The organism is Actinophytocola sp. (assembly GCF_035942955.1).
GTDB lineage: Bacteria > Actinomycetota > Actinomycetes > Mycobacteriales > Pseudonocardiaceae > DASYTH01.
In genome coordinates, this window is the sequence record NZ_DASZCQ010000350.1 from 1 (window position 1) to 4,618 (window position 4,618).

A 4,618-nucleotide genomic window follows, 5' to 3' on the forward strand; every position below is an offset into this window, starting at 1 on the left:
TGGATCGGCGGTGTAGCCGACCTTGGTCAGGTTGCGCTTGGTGAACTCGTCGGTGTTGACGATCACCGTGCCGCCGGCCGGCAGGTCCGCGATGTTCGCCTTGAGCGCGGCCGGGTTCATCACCACCAGCACGTCCGGACGGTCGCCGGGAGTGAGAATGTCGTAGTCGGCGAAGTGCAGCTGGAAGCTCGACACACCGGGCAACGTCCCGGCGGGAGCCCGGATCTCGGCCGGAAAGTTCGGCAGCGTAGCCAGATCATTACCGAACGCGGCCGCTTCGGACGTGAACCGGTCACCGGTCAATTGCATGCCGTCACCGGAGTCACCGGCGAACCGCACCACCACCCGGTCCAACCGGCGAATCTCCGTCGGCCGAGCGGGTCCGACGTCCCCAGTACCCCCGTCCAGGTCACCATCCACGGTGGTGCTCATGGTAAGCCGATCCCTCTCTGCGGCAGCTCTACTCCCGTGCTGCCCTCACCAAGCCTAGTCGTTGGCGGATACGTGTTGTTTCCGTACTCGGTTCAGCGTTCCCCGGACCGCGGCTGTTAACCACGCAGGTGAGCTGCCCACCATGTGGGCACCACGGTAGGCGTCGGCATGCCGCGGACCATGGGGACGCGGTGCAGATCACAGTCTCAATTGTGAACCTCCGCGGGCGGTTGAGGTGCCCGCCGGGCTCACCTGGACCTGGAGATCTTTTCCCGCATGGCGGCGAGCAGTTCTGTGAACGCGGGACTGTCCATCGAGCGCAGCTGCGCCGCCAGCTCGACCTCGACAGCCTCGGAGTGCCGGTCAAGTGCCGCCGTAGTGCGCAAAGTCCGCTTCGTGGCGATCACCAGCTCGCGCGGGGCCGCCACCGCCGGAGCGGCGAGCGCGACCGCCGCGTCCACCAACCCGTCATGCTCGGCGTCCACGATGTGGAACGCGAGCCCGACCCGCTCGGCCTCCGCGGCGTCCACGACCCGGCCGAGCACGGTCATCGCCATGGCCGTCTGCTGGCCGACCGCACGCTGCAGCATCCAGGTCATCCCACCGCCGGGATGGATGCCGAGCGCGAGGAACCGGGCGTCGAACCGGGCGCGCGGGCCGGCAAGGCGAACGTCGCAGGCCAGCGCCAGGTTGAGCCCGGCGCCGACCGCCGCGCCGCCGACCGCGGCGATGGTCGGCAGCGAGCAGCCGGCCACGGCGAGGAACCCGGAGTAGATGGCGCGCAGGCCGTCCTCGCGGGCCTCGCCGAGCGCGGCGAGGTTGGCGCCCGCGCAGAACGCCGGCGGCGCCCCGGTGATCACGACCGCGGCGACGCCGTCGTCGCGCTCGCACTCGGCCACCACGTCGGCCAGCCGCGCGGAGCTGTCGAGGGTGAGCGCGTTGCGCCGATCCGGATCGTTCAGCGTGACCACGGCGACCCCGTCGCGCCGCTCGACAAGCACGGGTTCCATAACCTCATACCTTAGGAAGGCCGCGGTGTCGGCGACCGCTCGAGGAGGGTGGACAGCACCACGGTCGACACCGTCCGGTCGATCATGTCGACCGCCCGCAGCCGCTCGAGCGCGTCCTCGAGGTGGTGGATGTTGGCCGCGCGCAAGTGCACCACCGCGTCCGCGGCGCCGGAGACCGTGTAGGCCGCGACCACCTCGGGCAGCGGCTCCAGCCGGGCACGGATCCGCTCGGGCGTGACGTTGCCCCGGCAGTGCACCTCCACGAACGCCTCGGTGCCCCAGCCGAGCGCCTCGGGGTCCACCACGGCCGTGAACCCGCGCAGCACGCCGATGTCCAGTAGCCGGTCGACCCGGCGCTTGACCGCAGGCGCGGACAGCCCGACCACCTTCCCGATCTCGGCATAGCTGGAGCGCGCGTTGGCGACCAGGCGTGCAACGATTCGCTGATCTATCGTGTCCACACGCAATATTCTGCATACATCTCGGCAATATGCGATATTGATCGCCGGTCTGCGCCGCCCATACATTGAAAATATGACGATCGTTCCCATGGGCCGCCCCGGCTTCCCGCCCGGCGAGCACATCGGATTGGGCGCCGTCGAAGCCCGGGTGGCGGAGCGGGTCGCCACCCGCCGCCGGTACCTCATGTGCCCGCCGCGGTACTTCACGGTCGAGTACTCGATCAACCCGTGGATGGACCCCACCCGGCCGGTCGACACCGAGCTCGCGCTCGCGCAGTGGACCGCGCTGCGCGACACCTACCTGCGGCTCGGCCACACCGTGGAGGTCATCGAGCCCCAGCCCGGCCTGCCGGACATGGTGTTCGCGGCCAACTCGGGCACCGTGATCGACGGCCGGGTGCTCGGCGCCCGGTTCCGCGCCCCGCAGCGGGCCGCCGAGGCCGACCATTTCCGCCGCTGGTTCCTCGACAACGGCTACCGCGACGTCGTCATGCCGGTGAGCGTCAACGAGGCCGAGGGCGACCTCGCCTGGACCGGCAGCCTCCTGCTGGCCGGCACCGGCTTCCGCACCGACCCCGGCGCGCACGCCGAGGCCCAGGAGGTCCTCGGCGTCCCGGTCGTCTCCCTCCGGCTGGTCGACCCGCGCTTCTACCACCTCGACACCGCCCTGTTCGTCCTGACCGAAGCCAGCCCGACCGAGCCGGCGCGGATCGCCTACTACCCCGACGCCTTCTCCCCGGGGTCCCGGCGGGTCCTGCACCGGCTGTTCCCCGACGCCGTCATCGCCACCGCCGCCGACGCGGAATGCCTTGGCCTGAACGGGGTTTCCGACGGCCGCAACGTGGTGCTGCCGGTCGAGGCCACCGGGCTCGCCGAGCGGCTCGCCGAGCACGGCTACCAACCCGTTCCGGTCGACATCTCCGAGCTGCGCAAGTCCGGCGGCGGACCCAAGTGCTGCACGATGGAGCTGCGCGACGGGCTAGCGGGGTCCGCTGGGCAGGAAGGTGCCGACCAGCATCGTCAGCGCCTCGGCGATGCCGGTGTCGCCGGTGGTTCCGGTGGCCAGGCGGCGTAGCTGCAGGCCGGCGATCAGCGCCACCACGGGGCCGGCCAGCCGCTCCGGCCCGGGAACGCCGAGTCCGGATAGGACGGTCAGGGCGATCCGGTCGTAGGCGGCGAAGCACGTCGCCGCGGCGTCGCGCAGCTGCGGGTCGCGGCCGGCGTGCAGGAACAGCTCCAGCGGCGCGATCTCCTCCCGGCCGAACGTGATGCGCTCGGCCGCCCGCTCGACGACCGCGGCCGCCTCCTCGACGGAGGTGACCTGCCGGCTCGACTCGGCGATGGCGCGCAGCCGGGCGGTCTCCTCGCGGACGAACAGCAGCAGGCTCTCCCGGAGCAGCTCGTGCTGGGTCTCGAAGTGGTAGGTGATCGATCCGAGCGAGACGCCGGCCTCGCGGGCCACCCGGCGGTTGGTGACGCCCCCGATGCCCTCCGAGCCGATCACCCGCAGCACCGCCCGCAGGATCCGGGTCCTCATGGGATCGCCAACGGGGGAGTCCGCTCGTGCCATCGTTCGACGCCTTCCAGTTGCGCGGCAAGGGAGATCAGCAGCTCCTCGCTGTCGGCAGGGCCGAGCAGCTGGGCGCCGACCGGAAGCCCGTCGTCGGTCAGCCCGGCCGGCACGTTGATCCCCGGCCAGCCGAGCACGTTCCACGGCCACGCGTACGGGCAGGCGGAGATCACCTTCCGGTCGGTCTGCCAGCCGCGCAACCCGTCGATGGCGCCGATCGGCAGCGGCGGCGTGGCGGTGGTGGGCGTCAGCACGACGTCCACCCGGTCGAAGATCCGGCCGGCCCGGCGCTGGAAGTAGCCGAGCGTCGACCGCGACGCCCGCAGCGCAGGGCCCCGCAGCCAGCGGCCCACCCGCGCGTTCTCCCGGGTGCGGTGATCGAGCACGGTGGGGTCGGGCACGCTGCGGTACCAGTCGTCGACGCCGGCCAGCGAGCGCGGCAGGAAGTTCAGCCCGATCATGCCGTAGTCGGGGTCGGCGACCACGATCCGGTGGCCGAGCGCGGCGAGCTGCCGGGCCAGCCGCAGGACCGCGGCGCGCACCCGGTCGTCCAGCGTCACGCCGCGCACGCCGGTGAAGGCCGGCCGCAGCGACAGCGCGACGGTCAGCCGGCCGGGCTCGCGGTCGGCGGCCGCCCGGAACACCCGCCGGTCGTGGTGGCCCGCCAGCACATCCAGCAGCAGCGCGGCGTCGGCGACGGTCCGTGCCAGCGGCCCGCTCGTGGTGATCCCGTTGAACAGCTCCGTCGCCGGCAGCGGCGAGACCCGGCCGCGCTGCGGCTTGATGCCGACGAGATGGCTCCACGCGGCGGGGATGCGCACCGACCCGGCGCCGTCCGAGCCGACCGCGGCCGGCACGACGCCGGCGGCCACCGCGGCGGCCGAGCCACCCGACGACCCGCCCGGGGTGTGGTCCAGGCTCCACGGGCTGCGGGTGACGCCGAACGCCTCGCCCTCGGTGATCGGCCACAGGCCGAACTCGGGCGTGTTGGTCTTCCCGACGATCACCGCCCCGGCCGCCTTGAGCAGCCGGACCAGCTCGCAGTCGTGTTGCCGCACCGGGAAGTCGCCGGCGCAGCCGAACGCCGTGGGCTCGCCGGCGATGTCCACGTCGTCCTTGATCGCGATCGGCACCCCGAGCAGCGG

5 protein-coding genes and 1 pseudogene are annotated in these 4,618 nt (G+C 72.2%); 1 reads left to right on the forward strand and 5 read right to left on the reverse strand.

Going from position 1 to position 4,618, the window contains the following annotated elements:
• From VGX25_RS34735 to VGX25_RS34745, 3 genes are all read right to left on the reverse strand, one after another.
• On the reverse strand, positions 1–432 hold a 432-nt coding region (locus tag VGX25_RS34735; protein WP_326922226.1), incomplete at its 3' end, for a 2-oxoacid:acceptor oxidoreductase family protein.
• A 248-nt stretch (positions 433–680) separates the two neighbouring features.
• The gene (locus VGX25_RS34740; RefSeq protein ID WP_326922227.1) at positions 681–1,442 is read right to left on the reverse strand and encodes an enoyl-CoA hydratase; all 762 of its coding nucleotides are present in this window, start codon (positions 1,440–1,442) and stop codon (positions 681–683) included.
• An 11-nt stretch (positions 1,443–1,453) separates the two neighbouring features.
• The gene (locus VGX25_RS34745; RefSeq protein WP_326922228.1) at positions 1,454–1,903 is read right to left on the reverse strand and encodes an Lrp/AsnC family transcriptional regulator; all 450 of its coding nucleotides are present in this window, start codon (positions 1,901–1,903) and stop codon (positions 1,454–1,456) included.
• 73 nt (positions 1,904–1,976) lie between these two features.
• On the opposite strand from VGX25_RS34745, the pseudogene ddaH reads away from it, so the two are divergent.
• A pseudogene (ddaH, locus tag VGX25_RS34750) lies at positions 1,977–2,876 on the forward strand (dimethylargininase); the annotation flags it as partial.
• A 6-nt stretch (positions 2,877–2,882) separates the two neighbouring features.
• Here the strand turns inward: ddaH and VGX25_RS34755 are convergent.
• Both VGX25_RS34755 and VGX25_RS34760 read right to left on the reverse strand, forming a co-directional pair.
• On the reverse strand, positions 2,883–3,440 hold the full coding sequence (locus VGX25_RS34755) for a TetR/AcrR family transcriptional regulator (protein WP_326922229.1): 558 nt from the start codon (positions 3,438–3,440) through the stop codon (positions 2,883–2,885).
• The coding region (locus VGX25_RS34760; RefSeq protein WP_326922230.1) for an amidase at positions 3,437–4,618 on the reverse strand (1,182 nt) is incomplete at its 5' end. The genes VGX25_RS34760 and VGX25_RS34755, both read right to left, overlap by 4 nt.

What these genes read in the sequence shown, in the direction of transcription:
- VGX25_RS34755 (WP_326922229.1), bottom strand. Translation starts at nt 3,440, where the DNA reads ATGAGGACCCGGATCCTGCGGGCGGTGCTGCGGGTGATCGGCTCGGAG.
- VGX25_RS34740 (WP_326922227.1), bottom strand. Translation starts at nt 1,442, where the DNA reads ATGGAACCCGTGCTTGTCGAGCGGCGCGACGGGGTCGCCGTGGTCACG.